Source organism: Pedobacter sp. NEAU-ZC8 (genome assembly GCF_059278965.1).
The window spans coordinates 1-21,922 of record NZ_JCAJXC010000022.1; the positions used below are offsets into that span (position 1 = coordinate 1).

The following is a 21,922-nucleotide window of genomic DNA, read 5'->3' on the forward strand; positions in this document are numbered from 1 at the left end:
AAAGTAAACGTGGAAAAGAGCGTGGTTACCCGTCCATGGCAAACCAGACTACTGGGCTTTACCTTTTATCACAAGAAAGGTAGCAAAGGCATTACGGTACACCGTAAAAGCATTAGCACTTACAAGGATAAAATCAGGGAGATTACCTGCCGCAGAAAACCTTACCCGATCGAGGATCGGATGATGCAAATCAGGCAGCTGAACCAGGGTTGGGGGAACTACTTCAAGCTGAGCGAAGCTCATACTGTATTCAGAGAACTTGATGAGTGGGTCCGCAGTCGAGTCAGGCTATGTTATTGGATACAATGGAAGCAGGTAAAGACCCGCGTTAAGCAACTCGAGAAACTTGGGGTTCACCCTGATCAGGCTTATCAATGGGGAAATACCCGAAAAGGCCATTGGCGAACCGTACACAGCCCGATACTGACCCGGACTCTTAACAATGCATTTCTAAAGAAACAGGGGCTACTATGTCTAAAAGAAATAGTAACCCCTAAAGCTGTTTATGTTTAATGAACCGCCGTATGCCGAACGGCACGTACGGTGGTGTGAGGGGACAGGTAATCAAATAATGATTACCTTCCTACTCGATGCCTGATTAGTTTGTTTTCAGGCCATATTTCTCACTGAACTTCTTGTTCAATTGCTTGTGCAGGTTATCTAAGGAGATATTTCTGCCTTGGATAAATGCATTTTCTACGTTGATGGTGGTCATGTTCAGGGCATCACCTGAAGAGATGAACAAGGTCGCATCTTTACCAACCTCCAGACTTCCGGCAGTTTTGTCGATACCTAAGACCTTTGCTGTGTTCAACGTGATGGCTTGTAGTGCTTTTTCCTTATCCAAGCCCCATGCAGCTACGGTACCAGCCATAAATGGCAGGTTACGTTGTTGCCAGTAGCCATCAATGCTAATCACGATCGGAATGCCTGCATTGGCCAGAATTGCGCCGTTCTTATAAGGCATATTCACATCGTCGTCCACTGAATTCGGCAAAGCATGCGGTTGTTTAACCACCACGGTAATGTTGTTCTCTTTCAGGAAGTCCGTGATCAGATGTGCTTCATCGCCGCCTACAATCACCGGTGTGATCTTGTGCTTCTTGGCGAAGTTCACTGCAGCCACGATATCCTTCTGACTATCTGCTGTGATGAACAGCCGTTCTGAGCCCTCAAATACGCGCTTCATAGCTGCCAGACGGGGATTGGTTACTGCAGGTCTGCTCTCCGAGTAGGCCTTTGCTTCCGCGAAGAAAGACTCCAGTTCACTCAGCGCGGCATCGCGGCGCTCACGCATGGCTTCTTCTGACATGGCCATACGACCAAAGCGGCTGCGTGGGATTACCGGCCAGTTCAGGTGAATAGCGTCATCGGTACGCAGTGCTGCATCTTCCCAGTTCCAGGCATCCAGCTGCACGACAGAGGAACTGCCAGCAATAATACCACCTTGCGGGGTAATCTGCGCCATCAAGACCCCGTTGGAGCGTAGGGTTGCAGGAACCTTCGAATCCGTGTTGTACGCTACCAAAGAGCGGATATGAGGATTCAGGTTGCCTATCTCGTTAAAATCCAGTGTAGCTTTCACGGACTCGAACTCCGTTAGGCCCAGGTTGGTGATCGGTGCAATGAAACCCGGATAAACGTGCTTGCCATTGGCTTTGATCTCCGTTGAACCAGACTGAGCGGTGCCTCCCGCGGATACGGAAATGATCTTGCCTTTATCAAATACCAGCGTGCCATTTTCAATTACGCTGCCATTGCCAATATGGATCGTGGCACCTGTAATGGCGATGGCCTGGCTTTGTTTCGGTGCCGGAGAGATGTTCGCCTGCGCAAAACTTGTTGTGCTGACAAAATTTGTAACACTAAAGACGCTTAATGCTGCGGCTAAAATATATTTATTCATGTGAGTGGCTCCTTTCTAAAGTATTGAATTCAGCAGCATAGTCTTCTTCCATTGTCTCGCAGTTGTAGATGCGTTGTGCCGGTGCTGCCGCGCGTTGCGTTCTGCCGCCTTTGTTTTTGCTGTCTAACATTTTCTTAATGATCCTTGCTTTCTCTGCCTGCTGATCGGCACGTACTTTCGCATCACGCTCGATGTCCCAGTAAGCGACACCGTCTACGAAGGTTTTCTCTGCTTTAGCATAGATGGTAAGTGGATTTGCAGACCAGATCACCACATCGGCGTCTTTGCCAGCTTTTAAGCTACCAACACGGTTGTCGATATGCATCATGCGGGCTGGATTTAAGGTTACCAGCTTCAGGGCTTCCTCTTCAGGCACGCCGCCATAGAGCACAGATTTACCAGCTTCCTGGTTTAACCTTCTCGCCATTTCCGCATCATCGGAGTTGAAGGCAGTCGTAATACCGACGTTGTGCATGATCGCACCGTTGTAAGGTATCGCTTCTGCAACTTCCATCTTGTAAGCCCACCAATCGGAGAAGGTCGATGCGGCAATACCATGGGCCTTCATCTTGTCGGCCACTTTGTAGCCCTCCAGGATGTGGGTAAAGGTGTTAATTTTGAAGCCTAGGCTATCCGCCACATGCATTAACATGTTGATCTCTGATTGCACATAAGAGTGGCAGGTGATGAAACGTTTGTTGTCCAGGATCTCCACCAAAGCATCCAGTTCAAGGTCTCTGCGGGCATTGCTACCTTTCGCTGCCAATGCTTTTTTGTATTCTTTAGCACGGGTAAAGTCATCCACAAACACCTGCTCCACGCCCATGCGGGTTACCGGGAAACGCATGCCTGTACCGAAATTACTTTGCTTCACGTTCTCACCCAAAGCGAACTTGATGAAACCATCATTGCCTCCGAACTTAAGTTCCTCGGAGTTCTTACCCCAGCGTAGTTTGATCAGCTGACTTTGTCCGCCGATTGGATTAGCAGAGCCGTGCAACAAGTGCGAGGTGGTTACCCCGCCTGCCAGCTGACGGTAGATGTTTACGTCTTCCGAGTTCACTACATCGGCAACACGCACTTCCGCAGAGTTGGATTGTGCACCCTCATTCACGCCACCAGTGATGGCAATGTGAGAGTGTTCGTCGATGATACCCGGAGTGATGTGTTTTCCAGTGGCATCAATAACCTTTGCAGCACCGGCCGAAAGACCTTTACCTACCGCTTTGATCTTGCCGTTTTCAAGCAAAACATCTGCATTCTGCAAGATGCCCTCTTTCTCATTGGTCCATACCGTAGCGTTTTTAAGCAATACCGACTCCTGAGCAGGTGCTGTCGTTACACCAAAGCTGGTGAATGGATAGATCAATGGACCGTTCTCTGCCTGTTGTTTCGGGCTTTCTTTTTTAGGTTGTTCAGTGTTCGCCGATGTAAATGTTGCTGTCCAGCGACCTTCCTTGCCACCAGAAACTGCTTCGCCTTTGAAGGTTAATGGGTTTTCGCTGGTCACATAGCCGCTTAAACGTACGTCAGTGGCCGGATTTTTAAGACTGAAGCTCATGCTTACCCAGTCGCCATTACGGTTGAAGCTCGAGGTCACCTTTGCGCTGTCCGTTGCTGAACGCTGTACCGTAGCCGAATTGCCGCTACCTGTACCAGAGATCTTCAGTACCAATGGCGATTGTCCCTCGATGTTCAAGGTGTAAGTGCCACGAAGATCTGCCGTGTTTATCTTGTTTACCACAAAGCGTTTACCCTGCACCCAGTTCTCAAACACGATATTGCTGTTGCTGAATAGCTTGTCAGAAGTAATCAGGAAGTTCGCCAGTTTACCCTTGTCCAGGGTCCCCACTTTGTCATCAATACCCAGCATGGCAGCAGGGATCTCTGTTGTAGACAATAAAGCCTGTTTCTCCGTAAGACCGTTTTCGATTGCTGTCCTAAGGTTGGTCCAGAAATCTCTAACCTGCTCCAGACCAGTTGCGGTGATCGCAAAGCGGATGCCTGCTTTCTCCAGTGCTGCCGGGTTTGTTGGTGAAAGCTCCCAATCCTTCATCTGCGCCAAAGTGATGTTGCGTGCTTCTGCAGGATCTTCCACATCAAAAGCCTTGGTGAAGGTTAAAGGGATGATCAGGCTTGCACCCGTTGCTTTGACTGCTGGGATACGCTGATACTCGTCACCGGTAGATTTGAAGATGTACTGTTTGCCGAATTCCTTGCCGATCTTGTCTGCACGCAGGATATTCTGCCAGCCGTCCACCTCAAAGATCTGCGGTAACGTTTGCTGTTTATTGAACGCATCAAGCGAGATGTTGTATTCTTCTTTTTGTTTAGCGTACCATTGTCCGTCGTAGTAGGTCTGACGAAGCAAAGCGATAGCACCCATCAGGGAGGTTGGATAGTCGTTCTTTGAAGTCCCTTTGCTGAAAGAGAAATTCGCAGCCGTTTCACCTTTAATGATATTCTGATTCTCACGCTCCGTACTCAAGGTCACTGCTGCCGAGGTACCTCTCACAATACCATCACGGTTCACGACGTTTACGGCACCGAAGCCCACCTTACGCAGTTCTTCCGCTTTTTTGTCGTCATTGCCGAAGATGCCTCTTACTTCTGTTTCCGGACGGATGGCTTCGTTCCAGTTGTAAGCGCCTTTTTTGGTGGATACAAAGATCGACTGCCTGCCACCAAAGCCACCAGTTGCACGTGCAGGTTCTGCCACGCCATAGCTGCTGAATGCATCAATCAGAGATGGATAGATGTACTTGCCTTTCAGGTCGATCACCACATAGCCCTTTGGGACTGTGGTTCCCGAGCCCACCGCCTCGATGGTCTGGCCTTTGACCAGCAGGGTTCCGTTGCTGATCGTTTTGTTGGCATTAACAACAATGTTCGCATTTGTGAAAGCAAACTGTCCCGGGCGGTTGTCGAATGTACCATTAACCGGATAAGTTTGCTGCGCAAATAACACTGAAGCAGAAAATACCAACGTTAGCGTAAGTAAAATTTTCTTCATTTGATTATAGTTTTTCTAAAACTATCATTTATAATGCAGTAAATGTATATATAACACGTTTTTTACCCTGTTTTTTATGGGGTTTTTTAGATCCTGCCGCTGTTTTCGCAGAAATTGCCCGGAAGCCCAGTCTTATTGGCATCATGTGGGTGGATTTGGGGCCTCGAAAGCGCAGTATGCATTCGAAAATACTGCTGAGATGTATCGCTAAGGTATATCTCCGATCATTGTATAAGCGATTTCAAGCCCTAATGTGTTCGTTAACTAAAGTCAGAAGCTCTTCTGTCTGCAAACAGCGACTGTCCAATGTTCATATACAGCAACTCGCAAGGTTCCTATGCAGCAACTTGCAACCTTCCTCTGTAGCGATTCGCAAGGTTCGTATATAGCAACTCGAACCCTCCTCTGCAGCAAGTTCGCAAGGTCTCCTTGCTTAGCTTGTAGCAACAAAGTCCAAGAGGCAAAAGCCGCTCAATACCCAAGCTCAAAGCATAACATAACCGCTACCGAAAAGAAATGCCTTAAAAATTCTCAAACAGGCATTCTCTTTGTATGTTGCTTTTATTTATGTTTGAAAAAATAATTCTATCCGTATGTATGAAATTTTAAGGAGTGCACACTCAGGCTGGAGATACGTTGTTATCTTATTATTGTTAGCCGCATTTGTTACAGCAGTATCCGGCTTCACAGGTAAAAAAGCATTTACAGAAGGCAACAGAAAACTTGCTGTATTTGCATTGATCAGTTCACACATTCAACTGATATTAGGCTTGTTGCTGTATTTCATGAACGACTGGTACAAATTGGATAGTTCTGTGGCTTCTAACCGTTACTGGAAGATGGAACATATCGCCATGATGATCATTGCCATTATCCTGATCACCGTTGGAAATGCGAAATCTAAAAAGGCCGTAGATGCCGTTGCTAAACACAAAAACATCTTTGTATTCTTTGGTTTTGCATTACTGATCATTACAGTAGCCATATTCTTAATGGTGAAGAATGATGCTTCAAGATCTTTATTCGGGATTTCATAAAAATGCTCAAGAAATAAGTGTTTTTAAGTTTAATTTATAATTTTGCAAACCATGAATGCGTTATAGTCTCCTACAAAGGTTGATTATAAGTGAATCATAACCGTTAAAACGAAATTAAGATGAAAAACAATGTTAAAAGCTGGCAGTGGCGTGGTTATTCTGAAAAGGGTATCGTCGTAGCTTTGTGTAACATTTAGTTTTTCAACCTAAACCTAAAAACACATTTGAAAACCCGGCGTATACCACGCCGGGTTTTTTGCATTTTAGACATTCACAACCGACATACCAGCAAACATGAATCTCAGACCTCTCCAAAGCAATCTTAAGATCATGGTCGCTATCAACAAACTAAATTAAACAGATGAAAACGTTCGACATTAAAACATCTTTCCTTAAAAAGCTGGCCGACACCGCCACGCCGGTGAGCATTTATCTCCGCTTAAGAGACGTATTTCCAAATACGATTCTGTTGGAAAGTTCCGATTACCACAGCCGTGAAAATGCAGTCAGCTATGTCTGCGCAGATCCGGTTGCCGGCATTACCGTAAAAAATCAGCTACTCCGCAAATACTTCCCTGATGGGAGTAGCGAAACCATGGAATCCTTTGATCTTACCAAAGAGATCGAGGTGTTCAAGTCTGCCTTCCAGACCAGCGAGCTGCCCGATAAACGATATGTTTCTAATGGCCTGTTCGGCTACTTCACCTGGAAAGCCATTCCGTACTTTGAAGACATCACTTTCAAAGCACAAACACCCGCAGACGATGCTATCCCGGAAATGCAGTACCACATCTACCGCTACATCATAGCAGTCGATCACTTCCGCAATCAGGTAACCTTATTCGAAAACACCTTCCAGGGAGAAGAAGCGTCGGGGCTGGACAGAATAGCCTACCTTATTCAGAACAAGAACTTCCCGGAATATAAATTCAATACGCAGGGCGAAGAAAGCTCTAACCTGAAAGATGAGGAATTCATTGCTATCGTTGAAAAGCTTAAAACGCACATCCTAAGGGGAGATGTCTTCCAGATCGTACCCTCAAGGTCCTATAAGCAGGGTTTCAGCGGAGACGAATTCAATGTTTACCGCTGCCTGCGCTCCATTAACCCATCACCATACCTGTTCTACTTCGATTATGGCAGCTTTAAGCTTTTTGGTTCCTCGCCTGAAGCACAGATCACCATCAAGAACAACACGGCAAACATCTTCCCGATTGCAGGTACCTTTAAACGGACCGGCAACGATGAGGAAGATGCCATCCTTGCCAAACAGCTCGAAGAAGATCCTAAAGAAAGTGCAGAGCACGTCATGCTGGTCGATCTGGCCAGGAACGACCTGAGCAGGCACTGCAAGAACGTGGAAGTTAAGTCCTTCAAAGAGATCCAGTATTACTCGCACCTGATCCACCTGGTATCCAAAGTTAGCGGTACCCTGCAGCAGGATGCTACCGCCATCAAGGTGGTGGCAGATACCTTTCCGGCAGGCACGCTCAGCGGCGCACCGAAATACCGCGCACTGGAGCTGCTGGACGAGTACGAAGGGCTGGCCAGGAACTTCTACGGCGGAGCAATTGGCTATATGGGCTTCAATGAGGAGTTCAACCATGCCATCATGATACGTACCTTCATGAGCAAGAACAACCATTTACACTACCGCGCAGGCGCAGGCATTGTTGCCGATTCCGTACCGGTAAATGAACTGAACGAAGTGAACAACAAGATTGCTGCATTGCGCAAAGCAATGGAAATGGCTAACGACATTTAAAACATACCCAATGAAAAAGAAAGTCTTAATCATCGACAACTACGACTCCTTTACCTACAACCTGGTTCACTTAATCAATGAAGCTGGTCATGAGGCGGAAGTCTGGAGGAATGATAAATTCAATATAGAAGACGTGGATCGGTTCGATAAGATCCTGCTGTCGCCAGGCCCCGGTATCCCTGAAGAGGCAGGGTTACTGCTGGAGGTAATCAGAACTTATGCGCCAACAAAGAGTATCTTTGGCGTCTGTTTAGGTCAGCAGGCCATTGCAGAGGCTTTTGGCGGTACACTGTTTAACCTGGGCCGCCCAATGCACGGCATTGCAACCACCATCGACGTTAAAGATCAAGGCGAGTTAACCTTTAAAGACCTGCCAGAGCACTTCAAGGTTGGTCGTTACCACTCCTGGGTGGTCAGCAATGAAGGCTTACCGGAATGTTTAACTGTAACCGCCAAGGATGCCAATGATCAGATCATGGCCTTAAGGCATAAGGATTTTGACGTGAGAGGCGTGCAATTTCACCCGGAAAGCGTGTTAACGGAACATGGTAAACAGATGATGATAAACTGGTTAGAGGCATAAGATGAACATATTAGACAAAATCGTAATTCGCAAAAAAGAAGAAGTTGCACAGGCGAAAAGCAATAAGCCGGTCAACACGCTTGAAGCTTCCAGCTATTTCAGCAGAACTCCATATTCTTTCAGGGAGTTCCTGTTAAACCCTGAACGTACCGGCATTATTGCAGAATTCAAGCGAAGCTCACCCTCCAAAGGACTCATCAACGGAAACGTATCGGTAGCCGAAGTGACCAAAGGTTATGCCGCTGCAGGTGCCTCCGCACTGTCGGTGTTAACTGACCAGGATTTCTTCGGCGGCAGCTATGCCGATCTTGCCGTAGCCAGGGAGAACAACGAAATCCCCGTGCTTAGGAAGGACTTCATCATTGATGAATACCAGATCATCGAATCAAAGGCCATGGGTGCCGACATCATTTTACTCATTGCCGCCATCCTGACACCGGAGCAGGTCAGCAGCTTCGCCCGGCAGGCCAAAAGCCTCGGCTTAAACGTTTTGCTGGAGGTGCACAGCCGGGAAGAGTTACAACGCAGCATCGCCGATAACATTGATGCGATTGGCGTGAACAACCGGAACCTGGGCGACTTCAGTGTAGACATCCAGAACTCCTTTAACCTGGTTAAGGAGATCCCTGATGAGGTAATGAAGATCTCGGAAAGTGCGATCAGCGATCCTGCGATTATCGCGGAGCTGAAGCAGGCAGGTTTCAACGGCTTCCTGATCGGCGAAAATTTCATGAAAACCGACGATCCAGCAGCCGCTATGCAGCGCTTTGTCAGTGAATTGAGATCGGTATAACTTTTGTACCTTTAGCGATAACAATGGGAAAACAAAAGTTTTATGACACAGCACTCAAGCAGGAACGCGCGGTTCTTGTGGGAGTCATCAGACCTGGCGAAAAGCCAGAAGAAACTAAGGAATATCTCGATGAGCTGGCTTTTCTTGTAGATACTGCAGGAGGCGCAGTGGAGACGGTATTCACTCAAAAAATGCTTAAGCCCGACCGTGCAACCTTCGTAGGTACCGGAAAGCTGGAGGAAATCAAAGGTTATGTGCAGTCTGAGGAGATCGATATGGTTGTTTTTGACGACGAATTATCGCCTTCACAGCTCAGAAATATAGAACGTGAACTACAAGTAAAGATACTCGATCGAAGCAATTTAATACTTGATATCTTCGCCGGGCGTGCACAAACTGCCCAGGCGAAAACACAGGTAGAGCTTGCACAGCTGCAGTATTTGCTGCCACGACTAACCCGTTTATGGACCCACTTGGAACGTCAAAAGGGTGGTATCGGTATGCGTGGTCCGGGGGAGACCCAGATCGAGAGTGATAGAAGGATGATCCTGGACAAGATCTCCCTGCTCAAAGACAGGCTTAAACATATCGACAGGCAAAACGAAACTCAACGTAAAAACCGGGTGCAGCTCATCCGTGTAGCACTGGTCGGTTATACCAACGTGGGTAAGTCGACCATCATGAACATGTTGGCCAAGTCAGAAGTATTTGCAGAGAACAAGTTGTTCGCAACACTGGACACCACCGTAAGGAAAGTCGTAATTGAAAACCTGCCATTCCTGCTTTCAGATACGGTAGGATTCATCCGCAAATTGCCTCACCACCTGGTAGAATGTTTTAAATCTACACTCGATGAGGTTCGCGAGGCAGATATTCTGATCCATGTCGTGGATGTTTCACACCCCAACTTTGAAGATCAGATCAACGTAGTAAACGAAACCTTGAAAGATCTGGGCGCCAGAGATAAGCCGACGATCATGGTCTTTAACAAGATCGATGCGTATGTAAGTCCGGAAGCCCGTGAAGAGCATCATGAAGATGAAAAGGTAACACTAACCTTGGCCGAGTTTAAAAACAGCTGGATGGCACAGCATAATGCGCCTGCGCTGTTCATTTCCGCGCTGCACAAAGAGAATTTAGAAGAATTTAGACAGTTGCTGTACGATATGGTGAAGGGGCTTCATACCCAGCGCTATCCGTATGACAAGCTGTTGTTTTAACACACACAAATATGGAAAGTAAACGTCAACAGAAGTTTGCAGGCCTTCTACAGGAAGAGCTTGCCGCTGTTTTCCAGAAGGAAGGCGCAGCCTACCTTCCCAATACACTGGTTACCATAACGAAAGTAAGGGTATCCCCAGACCTGGCTGTAGCTAAGGTCTACTTAAGCTTTTTAAATACAAGCAACACAACTTTATCGGTTAATACCGTAAATTCACATGCCGGAGAGATCCGCTATAAGCTGGGTTCACGCATCCGCCATCAGGCACGTGTGGTACCAAGCCTTACGTTCTTCGTGGATGATACCAACGAGTACACCGAGCACATGGACAAGATCTTCGATAAAATTGCTAAAGAACGTAAAGAAAACGAAAGCGCAGAAGATGACGCCTAAACAAAAATTTGAGGCCCTTGGAAACAAGGGCCTTCATTTTCATCCAGTGGTTCCTTTTGAGCCAAATATCGATCAGCTGTTCCAGCTTGATCTTACCAGCAATAACAGCAGCCTTACCGAAGAGATCATCAGCGACACAACCATATTCAGCAAATGGATCAGTCAGGAGCTCGCAGATCATCACTGCCGCTACGGTATTGGTGGTTACAATGAACACCGCAGCATCTATTCCAGAAGTAGTTATTTCGACGGGGCAGAAGAACCCCGGCGCTTACACCTGGGAACTGATATCTGGGGTCCTGCGGGGACACCCGTTTACAATTTTTACGACGCTGAGGTACATAGCTTCAAATTCAATGACCACTTTGGGGATTATGGCGCCACTATTATCCTGAAATATAACCTGGAAGGGCTTGTTTTTCATGCCTTATACGGCCATTTAAGTCTTAATTCCCTAGCTGGCCTCAGAGAAGGACAAAAGATTCCCTCTGGCAAAGAATTTGCAGCTTTTGGCATTCCAGAGGAGAACGGATATTGGCCGCCCCATCTGCATTTCCAACTCATTATGGATATGCAGGGCAATGCAGGCGATTATCCGGGTGTTTGCCAGTATTCCAGAGCCGATCAATACTTAGAGAATTGTCCTGATCCAAAACTGATACTAAAAGATACCTTTGGACTTGCAGCAAGCTAAACCTAACAACCAGGCGATGCGTCGGATCTTCAAACTATTTGCTTTTTTAGACCTCATCAGTATCCTATTTATGTTTTCCCAGGTGTGGTTCCTGTTAACCCACCTTGGTAAAATAAAACCAGATGCATTTTCATTGATAAAAGCAGGTTTAACCCTGCTGATCTACATTTCGCTGTTTTATACCGCCTATGGGCAGTTCCGTTTCAAGCGCTACGGCATGATCATCTATTACATCCAATTTCCCTTCCGCTTATTCCTGATGGTGCTTTCCATTGGTTTCATCACCATGTTGCCTGAACTGGTACCCATGAGCGATAACGCCTTTACCTGGCTGTTCCGGATCTGTATTGTCGCTGAGTTTTTCCGGCTTTACTACACCATACTCGCGTATAAGAAATTCGTTAAAGTCAGACAATTACCCGGATTGCGTCAGTTATAATATGCGCTGATATCGTGTTTACCTTGCCCTGATATTCGCCATCCACCTGGAAATGTGTTCGGTGTTTAGACTTGATCACCAGCTTATCGGTTTTAAAGGTTTCAATGGAGTTCGGGTTAAATGGCAGGTTAGTGAAACGGATCTTCAGGATCTCCAGAATGTTGTAGTTCTTCACCAGGATCACTTCAAAAACATCGTCTTCCAGGCTGCCTTCAGGATTAATCTTTACGCCGGTACCGTACATCGTAGCATTCGCGATTACAACCATCGACGCTTCAGAGCGTATCTCTTCACCATCGATCTTTATCGTCACTTCCATTTTATGGTGGTTCCATAAGGCATGCCAGGCCGCTCTGGCGTAACCTTTCATGCCACGCTGCGGCAGGTCGTCAAACTTCTTGATGATGTAGGCATTGAAGCCGATGTCCGACAGGTGAATGCAAAGTTCATCATTAACCATTACCGCATGGATGCGTTTGGGGCTGCCAATTACCGCCGTTTCTAAGGCTTCATCAACCTCCACGGAAATACCCAGTTCTTTAGCCATACCATTTGCAGAACCCGCGGGAATGATACCGATAGGCATCTCTGAATTTAAGAGGCATTGGGCCACAAGCTTTAAGGTACCATCGCCACCCACGGCAATAACGCGGTCTGGTTTAGCTTCCTCAATACGTGCTTTAATCTGCTGGTTGGAGCAATCTTTCGGCAGTTCGTAGATTTCAAAATCATGTTGCAGCTCGGAGAAGAAATGTTGAATCGCAACTTTATAGTCTGTTTCGCCATTACCGGAACCCGGGTTAACGATAAACAGAAATTTTAAACCAGCAGGCTTAGGGTTCATGAAGTGTATTTTAATCTAAAAACAACATTGATGATCCTGATGTTTTAAATTCAATGAACAATTCTGTCAGCATTAAAGTCTACCATGGTTACGGCCATACCCACAACCTGGTCATCTATGGGAATGCCTTCAAGTATAAAGCCAGAACGGTTCAGCAATACAGTGATAACCTCTTCACCAATATCCTGTATTTACTGAAGCTCTTTATTCTTAAACCTTTTCCATCGTTGCGCCTGCGGCTGACCTTTTATGATCAGGTAGTGTACCAGACTTCCGAATACGATGGCTTTTTTAAGTTCGAATGGAAAGCAGCCGCGGAGGTGGCTCCGGGCTGGCACATGGTAAAGGTGGAAGCCCTCGACGAAGAGGATCAGGTACTGACGGAATGCAGCAGCACCATCTTTGTGCCGCACATTACCCAATATGCCTTTATCTCCGACATTGATGATACGATCATGGTGTCACACTCCGCAACCATTTACCGTCGCCTGCGGGAGCTGTTCATCAAAAATCCCAGGACAAGAAAAACCTTTACCGATGTGCAGCTGCATTACAGCCTGCTGGCACTGTCACATACCACGGCCGATCAGCCCAATCCTTTTTTCTATGTTTCCAGTTCTGAATGGAATCTCTACGATTACCTGGTCGAAACTTTCCGCTTCAATAAGCTACCCGAAGGGGTTTTCCTGCTTAACCAGATCAAGATGTGGACGAACTTTCTGAAGTCCGGCAAAACCGGGCATGAGGGGAAGCTGATCCGGGTGATGCGCATCATCGCTGCATTTCCCAACCAGCGATTTGTGTTTTTCGGCGACAACTCCCAGCGTGATCCTTTCATTTATGCGAGCATTGCAGAGAAGTATCCGGAGAAGGTAGAAGCCATATACATTCGCAACATTGTGCCACAGAATGAGCGAACAACCATAGATACGCTGGCACCGGCAAAAGAAAAAGGGATCAAGATTTGTGTATTCAACAGCAGTTCGGAGGCCATGACACACTCACGTGCTGTCGGACTGATCGCACCACTGTCGCACATCGAAGGCATTGAAACGATATTAAAATAATTATAATTGCAGTATGGTTTTTGGACTTGACGAAGTTTACCTGGCCTTTCCTGATCCTGCATTGGCAGATCCCGACGGATTGCTCGCTATTGGCGGTGACCTGAGTCCTGAGCGGCTTAAGAATGCGTATGCCAGTGGCATTTTCCCCTGGTTCAGTGAAGGCGACCCGATCTTATGGTTTGCACCACATGAGCGTTGCGTCATATTTCCGGAGAAGGTTAAAGTAAGCAAGTCCATGCGCAAGCTGCTGCATAGCGGTACTTTCCAGATCACCTGGGATCAGGCCTTCGAGCAGGTGATCAGATGCTGCGCGGAGGTGGATCGTACCAAGCAAGGGCAGGATGGCACCTGGATCACAGATGACATGCAGCAGGCTTACATCAAGCTCCATAACTTAGGAAGGGCCCACAGTGTTGAAGTCTGGCATAAGGGCAAGCTGGTGGGCGGGCTTTATGGCGTGGTGACGAACAAGGTTTTCTGTGGTGAAAGCATGTTCAGCCTGATGAGCAATGGTTCTAAAGCTGCCTTGATCTCCCTATGCCAAAGCGGAAAGTTTGATTTGATCGATTGTCAGCTGCCTAATCCGCACCTGATGAGCCTTGGTGCAGAACTTATTTCCTGCAAAGATTACCTCAGCATCTTAAAGCAGCCTTAATTCAGAATTTCCTGGATATCTGCTTTCGTTAAAGATTTGAAGAAACTCTCCTCCGTGGTGATCAATGAACTTGCAAGTCGCTTTTTGCGGTTCTGCAGGGCAAGGATCTTTTCCTCTACCGTGTCTTTGGCGATGAACTTATAGATAAACACCTTTTTCTCCTGGCCAATCCTGTGGCTACGGTCAATGGCTTGTTGCTCAACGGCAGGGTTCCACCAAGGGTCCAGAATGAATACGTAATCCGCCTGGGTGAGGTTTAAACCAACACCACCAGCCTTGATCGAGATCAGGAACACTTTAAGATCCGGGTCATTCTGAAAGTCCGCCACGGTTTCTCCGCGGTTCTTTGTAGAGCCATCCAGGTAAGCATAACGAATTTGCTTCTCCTCGAACTCCGCTTTAAACAGGTTCAGGTGTTTCACAAACTGGGAAAAGATCAGCACCTTGTGTCCACCTTTAAGCACGTTGTCTAAAGCATGAAGCACATTTTTAAACTTCCCGGAATCCGAATGGTAATTTTCATCGATCATAAAGGGATGGTTTGCCAGTTGCCGCAACAGGGTTAGTCCCTGCAGCAGTTGCACCTGTTTCTCCTTATAGCTGCCATCGTCCATGCTGCTCAGCAGGTCGTTCCGGTAAGCCGATTTGGTCTTCTCATAATAGGCCGCCTGATCCTCGCTCATGTCGCAATAGAACACCTGCTCGGTCTTCGGTGGAAGCTCCTCTGCAACCTGCTCTTTGGTCCTGCGTAACACGAAAGGTTTAATGATGGCCTGCAGCTTCCTTGCTTTTTCCTCATCCTTCTTCTTTTCAATGGCCTGCACATACTCTTCATTGAAAAAAGACTGCGTTCCCAATAAACCTGGGTTCAGGAAGGTCAGCTGTGTCCATAAGTCGCCCACGGAGTTCTCCACGGGCGTACCGCTCAGGATCAGTTTATGCCTGGACTTCAGGGAGCGCACTGCTTTGAAGGACTTTGAAGCCGGATTTTTGATGTTCTGACTCTCATCCAGGATGATGTAGTTGAAGTAGAAATGCTGCAGCAGTTCCGCATCTATCCTGGTGATGCCATATGTCGTGATGATGATGTCGTAATCAATAAAATGTGAGACATCCTTATTTCGGGCGCCACCGGTATGTGCAAAGATCTTCAGCTGCGGCGTAAATTTCTTCGCCTCATTGAGCCAGTTGTAGATCAGCGAGGTTGGCATGATGATCAGTGAGGTACTCCTGGTGTCATTATGCTGGTCCTCCTCCTTAATTTTCTGCAGCATCGCCAAGGTTTGGATGGTTTTACCAAGACCCATATCATCGGCAAGGCAGCCACCAAAGTGGTATTCCCGAAGAAAACTAAACCAGTTATAACCCGCTTTCTGATAGCTGCGCAAATGACCTTTAAAGTGTACCGGCATTTCCGTCTCTTCGATGTTTTCAAAATCATTCAGCTTTTGCAGCTTTCGGTTAAGCGTTACATGTACAATGCTGTCTTCAGACAGATCATTGATCAGTCCGACATGATGTTTATGCAGCTTCAGCGCTTTGCTGGAATCAGAGAAGTTAAAGAGACTTCCATATTGCGAGAACCATTTATCTGGGATGATCGCGATGGATCCATCGGGCAGTGGGAACTCTCTTTTTTTGCGAAGAATATATTGTTTTAAAGCAATGAATGGTATGGCAAAAGATCCAAAGTAAACGATGGCATTGATGTCAAACCAGTCATTTTCCTCTTTGATCTCGAAGTCAATGTGGTTGCTGGCAAAAAGAAATTTCTTCGGCCCGGCAGATTGCTGGATTTCAAATCCACGTTCCTGCAGCTCCTTGATGTGTTCGTTGGTCCAGTTGAGCACGCCATAGGCAGGGTCAGCATCCTCCTTATTGTTCAGTTCCAGGGTATAAAATACGGGTCCTGTTTTCCGGAGCCCCATTTTCAGCAGCTCTGCATATTTGCCCTTTTCCCAGTCGCTTTGTCTTTTGATACGGTTAAATATATATTCATCAGCTTCCTTTGAAACTCTTACCGTTACCTTTTGTTCATCGCCCATGGCAAAGGTGTAGCTGCCATAGCGGAAGCAGAGCTGAAGTTGCGAGATCCCGTCTTCCACGAAGGAAACATTCAAGATCGGTACCGGATCATTTTTCTCCGTTCTGATGTCAAAACCTTCTGCATATACGTGGTACTTTTCGATCAGCGGTGCTACGAATTTCTCAAAGTAGGTTTCCTCCGTTGCTTTGGGGATGGTGATGTAGCGTTTATTGAGAAAGGGCTGCAGCTTTTTACCCTCCATACCCGGCTCAAAGAAATACAAGGTCTGGTCTAAGAGCAGCCATGCGGGTTGATTGCTGATCAGCTGTGCATCCTTAAACATAAAGTCGATGCGCATACCGGCGTATTTAATCGTAGGGAAGTAGCGGGTTTCCTGAGGATTTCTTCTGAAGTGAAAAAGGATTGTAGCAGGCTCAGCGGCAATTTGTAGCCTTGATCCAACTGGCCAGCCATCTTTAGACATCAGGTAAAGTGATTTTGCAACCACCGGATTTTTCAGGATGTCTGCCAGCTTTTTTTCTACCCTTGGGCGCACATGATCGTAGAACTTATCGTCGAATACCTTACTGAAGAATTCAAAGGGGCGGATCTGCTTTTTATAGTATTTCTTAATGATGGAATCCTGCTCGATGTCATCGAGTGTTTTAATGATTTTCATATCCGCTTCCGAGAGGTGTTTTTCAAACTCTGCAGCAGTATGACTGAATATCCGCTGGTAAGTTAAGGAAAAATCGCCCTGCGGATTAAGTTGAACGACGTGTGGTTCAACAAGATAGCCCAAAAAATCATGTTTACACAAGGCGTACACTAATTTGAATGGCTTGGAACTATCTACACGTAACATGGGATGAAAATAAATTTAAAACTAAGGGAGTGCGCGTATAAAAGTTTTAAACATACAGGATTTTCACTTTGTATCAAACATCAAATCACGGAATTAAAATTTTTTTTACCTGTTGGTCGAAATATATATGCCTTTCGTCGAAATACAGGCTGACATGGTCTAATTAGACAAAGCAGGCTGAAACGTTTTTTTTGTCGAGGCGTCTTATTACCAAACAAATAAAAAGATATAAATAATTGATTTACAAACATTAAGGAATAAAAATCATGAAAACTTCAGTAAAAACCTTGTTCGCTCTATTCACCGGAATAATTTTAATCGCCAACACTGCCGCAGTAAAAGCAGGAGCGCCTAGCCACTACATTACCACCTTAAGTTCGGTTAAGGAAATTAAGAAGATCGTTGTTAGTGGAAACGTAAACCTGCTGCTGGTTCAGGATAGCAAGGAAAGCGTGAAAGTATATGATAAGTACTATTCCAAAAACGCCTTGGTGCAACAGCAAGGGGGTACGTTGCGCATCAGCTCTTTCGCTGACCGGCCTTTATCTATTGTGGTTTATGTAAAAGAACTGACCGCAATTGAAGCGAACAACCAGTCGAAGGTTAGAACTGAAGGTTGTTTCCAATTATTGAACCTCAATGTGAAGTTGAAAGACGAGGCCACTGCGGATATTAAAGCTAAAACGGTGTCTTTATTTACCTCGGTAAAAGGCGCATCAGCACTTAAAATTTCAGGTAAAACCGATCAGCACGCGATTGAGATGTGTGATCTTGGAAACCTGACCATGGACCAGTTTGCAGCAAATGAAACCATTATTGCGAGTCGCCCAACTGCAACGCTGGCTCGTCGTTAATCTCCAGTTATAGGATTGTATAGTTATTATCGGAAATACGGATGTGGGTGTATAATCAGTTTAGTATTAACAGCTAAACAGGTATAGCTATATTAGGATAGGACAAGGATAGGACAGCTTTGGAGCAAACGCAGATCTGACCCACATCAAACGCACATCAACCCCAGATCAAGCGCACACAAACTGTGCGTTCGATCTGGGGTTGATGTGTTTCAGCTTTGCATTCTATTTGGTTTTACTTGTATGCTGGTGCTGCTATAAAGACAGCCTTCGGTTTTCTTGCCGCAATCTATGCTTAATGCCTTCTATTTAAATTTTTTGCGTATCTTAAGAATTCATGACTTTAAATGGTCTAAGCCTTATTAATCAGGAAGAAGATGATTCAAAAAGACTTGGATGAAAGATACCTTAGGACTCGTCACCTTGATTCCGTTATTCTTTGCTTACAAACTTATAAATGGTTCAAAATACGATAAGCAGGAATTGGAAGCCGTTTTGAAAAGTCGCCGATTGAAGTAACATACCCGAACCCCCAAATATGACGCAACTACTAAAGCTAAATGTTCTCGCCCTGTTCAGTTTTCTTTTCTTCTCATCAAAGGCTGCCCCTGCAGCTGTGATGGTAGATCCGCCGGGGATAAAAGCAGGCGTTTCTAAGATTACCGGAACCATAATCCGGCCGGATGGCCCCGATTCGGATGAAACCTCGGTAAATATTACCGTTCCACATCCGATTTCAGGGGAATATGTTCGTTATAAAGCTATCGTTGATCAGTCGGGGAAGTTTTCAATTGATGTTGATATTGAAACAGATAGCGCCATGATTGGCTTAAACACAAGTCTGAATCCGGAAAAGGCTTTTCTAGTTAAAGTAGGCCATGCTGGCCTTACCAATATTGATATTGCCTATGAATCGAACGGCGATCTTAAGAGTGTTGGGATTCATCCGTATAGAAATCACTATGACCTCACCCAAGGCTTTGATGTGGTCAATAAAATGATCGCGTACCGGCCGAAGCGGGCAGCGCAACCGCTATACGAAAAAAGTACGGATTACTTTTTCAACTATGTTAAAATGGTCTTGGGGGAGCGGCTAGAGATTGTCAGGAAAGATAGCTTGTTGTCAAATGAGCTAAAAAGCATTTTGGCGAAGGACTTCGGTTTGTTCATGTATAGTGGACATGTTTTTGATTACGAAAGTGAGATGAAGCTTAATTATCGCAACATCAATAATGATGAAAGCGGTCAGCCCACTATTCAGAAGATCGACAGAACTTATTATCGCTTCTTAAAAGACATGAAGTTGAATGATCTGGAATACCTGCAATGTTTTTCATTAGTGGAGTTTCAGATGAAGATTCTTCAGAATGAAACCATCGGACTGCCATTAATTAAGGAAAGCGATATTGCATCCTGGATCGCAGATACAAAGCATATTCTGGGAGATTTGCTTGGGTTTAAGGACGGTCCATATTACGATATTTTAGCAGCTAATGCGTATGCAAGGCAGCTTAATGAAGAAGTGCGACCACTTAGCAAGAAACAAAAGGAGCACATTGCCAGGTACTGGAAGAATGGAGAGATTGCAAAAATTCTGCTTCGGAAAAACCTGCAGGTTGAGGAATTGGATAAATTTAAAACACCGACCAATGTTCATGATATATCGTCTGTTCCAGCGGAAAAGGTGATGGAGACGATCGTAGCCAAGCATAAGAACAAGGTTGTTCTGGTAGACCTTTGGGCAACATGGTGTGCACCCTGCCTGGATGCCATGCAGCAATTCAGAACTGCAAAGACCAGTTTCCAGGATAAGGATGTTGCATTTGTGTATCTCAGCAATAGATCATCACCTCGGAAACTATGGGAAGAAAAAATTAAGGGGATAGGGGGTGAGCAATATTACCTGACCGATGCACAATGGGAATACGTGATGGATCATTTTGGCTTCGAGGCGATTCCGTCCTATGTCATTTATGATAGCGCGGGTTCGCTCGTACAGAAGTTTACAGGCTTTCCGGGGAGCGGTACGATGGCGGGGATGATTGACGAAGCATCTAAATCTAAGGCACTTGATTAATCTCGATTTGCTACCTGCCTTGTATATTGCATCTAAAAGGTACAATAAATGCATATATAAATAACTTTGCACGAATGAAGTTAGCGCTATACCAAGTTGATGCTTTTACAGACCATATATTTGGCGGTAATCCGGCCTGTGTTGTTCCTTTAGAAGCATGGCTTTCTGATGATCTTCTGCTGAAGATCGCCAAAGAAAATGCAGTAGCGGAAACGGCCTTTTTTGTAGATCGGGGTGATAAAATCCATCTACGCTGGTTTACCCCGGAAATTGAAATGGATCTTTGCGGACACGCTACCCTTGCAACTGCACATTGTTTAAAAACTATCCTGGACCATAAGGCTGAGGAGCTGACGTTCGAGACCCTGAGTGGAGATCTGAAAGTCAGGATTGAAGATGATTGCTATACGATGGATTTCCCTTCAAGAATGCCCGTACCGGCTAGCTTGCCAGAAAGCATCATGAAATCCTTAAACATTAAACCGAAGGAGGTATTAAAATCCAGAGATTTCATTCTGGTGTATGAGGCCGAATCAGAGATCAGGGATATTAAGATTGACCGGATGCTGTTTGACCAGATCAATCTTGATCCGGGAGGTGTGGTCGTAACTGCACCTGGTGAGCACTGTGATTTCGTTTCGAGGTTTTTCACTCCTCAGGCATCAATTCTGGAAGATCCAGTAACAGGTTCGGCCCATTGTTCGCTGGTCCCTTTCTGGGCAGAACGTCTACATAAATCCAAGCTGAATGCTTTACAAGTTTCCGAACGGCTTGGGCAGTTGGTTTGTGAAGCGAAGGGCGATCGGGTGCTAATTAGTGGTAAAGCTAGAACTTACAGCATTGGGGTTATCTGGATAGAATAATGAGTTTGAATTCACTTTCCAGGCAGTACAAATCAAATCTCAAAACGAACTTGACCAATCGGCTAAACTGGAGCCGGTAAATATTGTGCCATCCAAATTGTAGCATAACCACAATCAGGATCTCTCACAACGTGCTCAAGAACTTTAAAATTGTGTTTACTCAACAAATCCTCATAATCCATCTGATCCAAAGATGCATGAAATAGGTTTTCTCCGCCGTTCATCCCCCATGCTTCTTCATTCTTAGTTCCTGAGGTAAAAAGCAAAATTCCGTCACGACGAAGGTGTTCTTCAAAAATTTTAAACATTGCTGGTTGTTCAGTAGTCGCCAAATGGAAAAAGCTATGCCATGCAATAATTGCATTGAACCTTTTATTTAGATTAAGAAGGCACATATCCTGTAGAATAAACTCTACTTGAGGAAAGTTAAATTTAGCGATTTTAAGCATTTCACTGCTTGCATCGACTCCGGTGACTTTGAGATTTTTACTAAGAAGGTATTCCAGGATTGGCTTGCCTGCACCGCAGCCCAGATCTAAAACACTGCCCCTATCAGGGAGAAACTCTATTAAATTGTCTAGGTAGTTCCTTTCAATTAGTCCAACATCCCTATTGTTAGAAAACCAAGTGGCAATCTTGTCGTAAACTTTAAAAACATTTTTACTTTCACCGTTTTCCATAAGCGAACAGACAAGCTAATTGTAGTTAAAACCCGAAAAGACATTTTTTATTGTTTGCACGTAAGGGTTTAAAACATAGGTTTTCTCGTAGAAAGCTTCCTTTTGAGACAGATCTTTAGTACCGCCTAACCTCTGGGTCCCATTAA

At 45.6% G+C, this 21,922-nt stretch carries 20 protein-coding genes; 15 read left to right on the forward strand and 5 right to left on the reverse strand.

Annotation, left to right across the window (positions count from 1 at the left end; all coding sequences use genetic code 11):
* A partial coding sequence (locus AC5WJX_RS15655; protein ID WP_494483672.1) for a group II intron maturase-specific domain-containing protein occupies window positions 1-513 on the forward strand: 513 nt, incomplete at its 5' end.
* An 85-nt stretch (window positions 514-598) separates the two neighbouring features.
* Here AC5WJX_RS15655 and AC5WJX_RS15660 read toward each other — a convergent pair.
* Both AC5WJX_RS15660 and AC5WJX_RS15665 read right to left on the reverse strand, forming a co-directional pair.
* Window positions 599-1,906 (reverse strand): amidohydrolase family protein, encoded by a 1,308-nt coding sequence (locus tag AC5WJX_RS15660; RefSeq protein WP_494485264.1) that lies wholly within the window; start codon window positions 1,904-1,906, stop codon window positions 599-601.
* On the reverse strand, window positions 1,899-4,919 hold the full coding sequence (locus AC5WJX_RS15665; protein ID WP_494485265.1) for an amidohydrolase family protein: 3,021 nt from the start codon (window positions 4,917-4,919) through the stop codon (window positions 1,899-1,901). Before AC5WJX_RS15665 ends, AC5WJX_RS15660 begins: the two co-directional genes overlap by 8 nt.
* Before the next feature lie 593 nt (window positions 4,920-5,512).
* Between AC5WJX_RS15665 and AC5WJX_RS15670 the strand changes: the two genes are divergently transcribed.
* From AC5WJX_RS15670 to AC5WJX_RS15705, 8 genes are all read left to right on the forward strand, one after another.
* Entirely contained in the window at window positions 5,513-5,956 is a 444-nt protein-coding gene (locus AC5WJX_RS15670) for a cytochrome B (protein ID WP_440428900.1), read from the forward strand.
* 361 nt (window positions 5,957-6,317) lie between these two features.
* Window positions 6,318-7,721: an anthranilate synthase component I family protein gene (locus tag AC5WJX_RS15675; RefSeq protein ID WP_494485266.1), complete on the forward strand. Its 1,404-nt coding sequence runs from the start codon at window positions 6,318-6,320 to the stop codon at window positions 7,719-7,721.
* Window positions 7,722-7,731: 10 nt separating this feature from the next.
* Window positions 7,732-8,304: an anthranilate synthase component II gene (locus AC5WJX_RS15680; RefSeq protein WP_494485267.1), complete on the forward strand. Its 573-nt coding sequence runs from the start codon at window positions 7,732-7,734 to the stop codon at window positions 8,302-8,304.
* A 1-nt stretch (window position 8,305) separates the two neighbouring features.
* Entirely contained in the window at window positions 8,306-9,097 is a 792-nt protein-coding gene (gene trpC, locus AC5WJX_RS15685) for an indole-3-glycerol phosphate synthase TrpC (protein ID WP_494485268.1), read from the forward strand.
* Between the two features lie 23 nt (window positions 9,098-9,120).
* Window positions 9,121-10,317 carry a GTPase HflX gene (gene hflX / locus AC5WJX_RS15690; protein ID WP_440428904.1) on the forward strand — a complete coding sequence of 399 codons (1,197 nt, stop codon included), beginning with the start codon at window positions 9,121-9,123 and terminating at the stop codon, window positions 10,315-10,317.
* 11 nt (window positions 10,318-10,328) lie between these two features.
* Complete coding sequence (rbfA, locus tag AC5WJX_RS15695) at window positions 10,329-10,712, forward strand: 30S ribosome-binding factor RbfA (RefSeq protein WP_440428905.1); 384 nt, start codon at window positions 10,329-10,331, stop codon at window positions 10,710-10,712.
* Window positions 10,702-11,406, forward strand: a complete 705-nt coding sequence (locus tag AC5WJX_RS15700; protein WP_494485269.1) for a peptidoglycan DD-metalloendopeptidase family protein — start codon at window positions 10,702-10,704, stop codon at window positions 11,404-11,406. Before rbfA ends, AC5WJX_RS15700 begins: the two co-directional genes overlap by 11 nt.
* Window positions 11,393-11,845, forward strand: coding sequence for a hypothetical protein (locus AC5WJX_RS15705; protein ID WP_494485270.1), 453 nt, complete (start codon window positions 11,393-11,395; stop codon window positions 11,843-11,845). The genes AC5WJX_RS15700 and AC5WJX_RS15705 overlap by 14 nt, the downstream gene beginning before the upstream one ends.
* On the opposite strand, the gene AC5WJX_RS15710 is transcribed toward AC5WJX_RS15705, so the two are convergent.
* Window positions 11,814-12,689 carry a diacylglycerol/lipid kinase family protein gene (locus AC5WJX_RS15710; RefSeq protein WP_494485271.1) on the reverse strand — a complete coding sequence of 292 codons (876 nt, stop codon included), beginning with the start codon at window positions 12,687-12,689 and terminating at the stop codon, window positions 11,814-11,816. The two genes, AC5WJX_RS15705 and AC5WJX_RS15710, sit on opposite strands and share 32 nt — an antisense overlap.
* A 53-nt stretch (window positions 12,690-12,742) precedes the next feature.
* Between AC5WJX_RS15710 and AC5WJX_RS15715 the strand changes: the two genes are divergently transcribed.
* Window positions 12,743-13,756: an App1 family protein phosphatidate phosphatase gene (locus AC5WJX_RS15715; protein WP_494485272.1), complete on the forward strand. Its 1,014-nt coding sequence runs from the start codon at window positions 12,743-12,745 to the stop codon at window positions 13,754-13,756.
* 13 nt (window positions 13,757-13,769) lie between these two features.
* Window positions 13,770-14,411: a leucyl/phenylalanyl-tRNA--protein transferase gene (gene aat / locus AC5WJX_RS15720; protein ID WP_494485273.1), complete on the forward strand. Its 642-nt coding sequence runs from the start codon at window positions 13,770-13,772 to the stop codon at window positions 14,409-14,411.
* Here the strand turns inward: aat and AC5WJX_RS15725 are convergent.
* Window positions 14,408-17,302: a DEAD/DEAH box helicase gene (locus AC5WJX_RS15725; protein ID WP_494485274.1), complete on the reverse strand. Its 2,895-nt coding sequence runs from the start codon at window positions 17,300-17,302 to the stop codon at window positions 14,408-14,410. The genes aat and AC5WJX_RS15725 overlap by 4 nt on opposite strands.
* Before the next feature lie 266 nt (window positions 17,303-17,568).
* Between AC5WJX_RS15725 and AC5WJX_RS15730 the strand changes: the two genes are divergently transcribed.
* The 4 genes from AC5WJX_RS15730 (at window position 17,569) to AC5WJX_RS15745 (ending at window position 21,096) form a co-directional block, all read left to right on the forward strand.
* Complete coding sequence (locus tag AC5WJX_RS15730) at window positions 17,569-18,156, forward strand: GIN domain-containing protein (RefSeq protein ID WP_494485275.1); 588 nt, start codon at window positions 17,569-17,571, stop codon at window positions 18,154-18,156.
* 396 nt (window positions 18,157-18,552) lie between these two features.
* Entirely contained in the window at window positions 18,553-18,675 is a 123-nt protein-coding gene (locus tag AC5WJX_RS15735; protein WP_494485276.1) for a hypothetical protein, read from the forward strand.
* 19 nt (window positions 18,676-18,694) lie between these two features.
* Window positions 18,695-20,233: a TlpA family protein disulfide reductase gene (locus AC5WJX_RS15740; RefSeq protein ID WP_494485277.1), complete on the forward strand. Its 1,539-nt coding sequence runs from the start codon at window positions 18,695-18,697 to the stop codon at window positions 20,231-20,233.
* A 74-nt stretch (window positions 20,234-20,307) separates the two neighbouring features.
* Window positions 20,308-21,096, forward strand: a complete 789-nt coding sequence (locus tag AC5WJX_RS15745) for a PhzF family phenazine biosynthesis protein (protein WP_494485278.1) — start codon at window positions 20,308-20,310, stop codon at window positions 21,094-21,096.
* 62 nt (window positions 21,097-21,158) lie between these two features.
* Here AC5WJX_RS15745 and AC5WJX_RS15750 read toward each other — a convergent pair whose 3' ends face one another.
* Window positions 21,159-21,776, reverse strand: coding sequence for a class I SAM-dependent methyltransferase (locus AC5WJX_RS15750; RefSeq protein WP_494485279.1), 618 nt, complete (start codon window positions 21,774-21,776; stop codon window positions 21,159-21,161).
* Between the last annotated feature and the right edge of the window lie 146 nt (window positions 21,777-21,922).

Coding starts and splice junctions, on each gene's coding strand:
- trpC (WP_494485268.1), top strand. CDS start 8,306: ATGAACATATTAGACAAAATCGTAATTCGCAAAAAAGAAGAAGTTGCA.
- AC5WJX_RS15715 (WP_494485272.1), top strand. CDS start 12,743: ATGAACAATTCTGTCAGCATTAAAGTCTACCATGGTTACGGCCATACC.
- AC5WJX_RS15735 (WP_494485276.1), top strand. CDS start 18,553: ATGAAAGATACCTTAGGACTCGTCACCTTGATTCCGTTATTCTTTGCT.
- aat (WP_494485273.1), top strand. CDS start 13,770: ATGGTTTTTGGACTTGACGAAGTTTACCTGGCCTTTCCTGATCCTGCA.
- AC5WJX_RS15700 (WP_494485269.1), top strand. CDS start 10,702: ATGACGCCTAAACAAAAATTTGAGGCCCTTGGAAACAAGGGCCTTCAT.
- hflX (WP_440428904.1), top strand. CDS start 9,121: ATGGGAAAACAAAAGTTTTATGACACAGCACTCAAGCAGGAACGCGCG.
- rbfA (WP_440428905.1), top strand. CDS start 10,329: ATGGAAAGTAAACGTCAACAGAAGTTTGCAGGCCTTCTACAGGAAGAG.
- AC5WJX_RS15665 (WP_494485265.1), bottom strand. CDS start 4,919: ATGAAGAAAATTTTACTTACGCTAACGTTGGTATTTTCTGCTTCAGTG.
- AC5WJX_RS15710 (WP_494485271.1), bottom strand. CDS start 12,689: ATGAACCCTAAGCCTGCTGGTTTAAAATTTCTGTTTATCGTTAACCCG.
- AC5WJX_RS15660 (WP_494485264.1), bottom strand. CDS start 1,906: ATGAATAAATATATTTTAGCCGCAGCATTAAGCGTCTTTAGTGTTACA.
- AC5WJX_RS15740 (WP_494485277.1), top strand. CDS start 18,695: ATGACGCAACTACTAAAGCTAAATGTTCTCGCCCTGTTCAGTTTTCTT.
- AC5WJX_RS15675 (WP_494485266.1), top strand. CDS start 6,318: ATGAAAACGTTCGACATTAAAACATCTTTCCTTAAAAAGCTGGCCGAC.
- AC5WJX_RS15670 (WP_440428900.1), top strand. CDS start 5,513: ATGTATGAAATTTTAAGGAGTGCACACTCAGGCTGGAGATACGTTGTT.
- AC5WJX_RS15680 (WP_494485267.1), top strand. CDS start 7,732: ATGAAAAAGAAAGTCTTAATCATCGACAACTACGACTCCTTTACCTAC.
- AC5WJX_RS15725 (WP_494485274.1), bottom strand. CDS start 17,302: ATGTTACGTGTAGATAGTTCCAAGCCATTCAAATTAGTGTACGCCTTG.
- AC5WJX_RS15750 (WP_494485279.1), bottom strand. CDS start 21,776: ATGGAAAACGGTGAAAGTAAAAATGTTTTTAAAGTTTACGACAAGATT.
- AC5WJX_RS15745 (WP_494485278.1), top strand. CDS start 20,308: ATGAAGTTAGCGCTATACCAAGTTGATGCTTTTACAGACCATATATTT.
- AC5WJX_RS15730 (WP_494485275.1), top strand. CDS start 17,569: ATGAAAACTTCAGTAAAAACCTTGTTCGCTCTATTCACCGGAATAATT.